The organism is Geobacillus sp. WSUCF-018B, from assembly GCF_002809985.1.
Classification (GTDB): domain Bacteria; phylum Bacillota; class Bacilli; order Bacillales; family Anoxybacillaceae; genus Geobacillus; species Geobacillus thermophilus.
The window spans coordinates 1-2,017 of record NZ_PIJF01000119.1; the positions used below are offsets into that span (position 1 = coordinate 1).

The 2,017-nt window shown below is 46.6% G+C and carries 2 protein-coding genes; both read right to left on the bottom strand.

From position 1 onward, the window contains the following. On the bottom strand, positions 1 to 901 hold a 901-nt coding region (locus CV944_RS16830; protein WP_100664563.1), incomplete at its 3' end, for an RNA-guided endonuclease InsQ/TnpB family protein. 192 nt (positions 902 to 1,093) lie between these two features. Beyond that, positions 1,094 to 1,951, bottom strand: a complete 858-nt coding sequence (locus CV944_RS16835; protein ID WP_100664564.1) for an IS982 family transposase — start codon at positions 1,949 to 1,951, stop codon at positions 1,094 to 1,096. Positions 1,952 to 2,017: the final 66 nt, after the last annotated feature.

Below are 2,017 nucleotides of genomic sequence, written 5' to 3' on the forward strand. Positions count from 1 at the left end.
CCTTATACTCTAACATTTGACGGAACTGATAGAACGCCCACGATACGGTTTCATATCGGTCATGGATACGTACACGTTCTGTTTTTTCACGAATGCCTGTTAAATCTTCTAATACAAAAAGGGTACGTTCTCCATATTGACGAACGAGTGCCTTCGTGACAGCATGGTTCACATCCGTCATCCAACGGTTTTCTCGTTGTCCGATTGTTTTCAACTTCCGACGCGCAGAAGCCGTCCCTTTTTGCTGGAGGGTTTTTCGCATTCGTTTGTACTTCGCCCGCATATGCTTGATTTTTCGTCCGTTAAAAAAGGTAGTTTTCCCTTGCGAATCATAAGCTGTTGCAAGAAAGTTAACCCCTACATCGACACCGACCACTTGGCGAATGTTGTGTTCATCTACGGTTGGAATTGTTTTGGTCATGGGGATGTGCAAAAAGAATTGGTTATGCTTATAGACGAGTTTGGCTGTGCCAAACGTCCATGAGCCATCAAAATATTGTTCCATGCCTTTTGGTTCGAATGGCACTTTGATTCGTCCTTCTAGCGTATTGACAGAAAATAACCCTTGAACAATGGAGTAATCTCGATTCCAAACGAGATCATATTCAGGCTTTTTAAAGCGAACCAATGTCCATTCGTGACCATTGCTTTTTAGGGAACGATATCTAGCGATAACCGTCTTGATTACAGATTGTGCCATTTGCGAACGCAAAGCGTAGTTTGATCGAAGTAGACGATAGGTCATGTCGTGTAACTTGGCTTGTGCAAGCACTTTTGTGTCAAAAATCACAACAGATACAGCGTTGCACGCTTGTCGATAAGCGGAAAGGGTGGCTTTCAATACTTCTGCTTGTTCCGCTGTTGGGTAAATTTTTATTTTGGCTGTTAACGTCATGTCCATTTGTCTCACCTCTCTTTCACTAAATATATTATATAATATATTATATCATATTTTTTAGTGATACAAAAACAAAAAAAGCGATTCCTCCCCCACTTACTCCCTTTGGTCGTTGAAGTGGGGGTCTCCTCGCCAAAGACGATGAAAAAAACAATTAAACAAAAATATAAAGATACCCGTGGTGCTAGTTGAGTGTCAGCGCTCAACCAGCCCTAGTGTGACCAAGGAATAAGCCAACAAGATGCCATCGAGTGCCACTTCAAACCCGGCCATGGAATTCGCTCGAATGTCGGTGATCCGGTATTGGTCTACGAGAATCGAAAACACCGTCTCGATGACTTTGCGTTTTTTCCTGATCCATTCTTCCCATGCCTTGGATGGGCCGTGCTTTTGATTGTGTCGAGACGGTGTCCAGAACGCGGCTTGGTGTTCTTCGTACAGCTTTTCTCGAAGAGCGTGGCTGATGTACCCTTTGTCCCCAAAGTTGTAGGGATGAGGGATTTGAGTCATCACCGTTTCAGCGGCTTTGACGTCGTGGCAGGACGCTTCCGTCACGACATAGCCCATGGCCAGCCCTTGGTTGGTCACTTGAAGATGCAGCTTGAAACCGTAGTACCATTGCTTTTTGGAAGCACAATACCCCATATCCGCGATCCCTCGAAACCGCTTGACGCGCTGCATTCTTGCGGGATGGCACAACGGAAGAGGCAAGCTGTCGACGACCGCATAAGCATGGTGTTGGCCACGTTTCGCCAGCTCATGACGGATCCATTTGATGGCGAAACCAAGCGCCCGGCAGCGGCGGTTGTATCGGGAGCGTTCAAGAAACGAGCCGTTTGTGAACAAATTTCCCGTGACAAAACGATGCCAGGCTCGTTCGGAAGAAAAGCCCAGCAGCTTCCCCAAAAGGTGAACCGCCATGACCACTTCGTCTTCTTGCTTGACCAAGTGACGGTTGCGGCGATGAAGATACATTTGAATCAACGACAGTTGGGCAGAAACAAAACAGAAAATAGCGGCAGTGTGAGTAAAATATTTGTGGGTGACATTCAGGAATGATTCCCCGACGAGGGTTGCGAACTTTTGTTCGCGACGCTCGTCGGGGCCACCAAGCGAAGC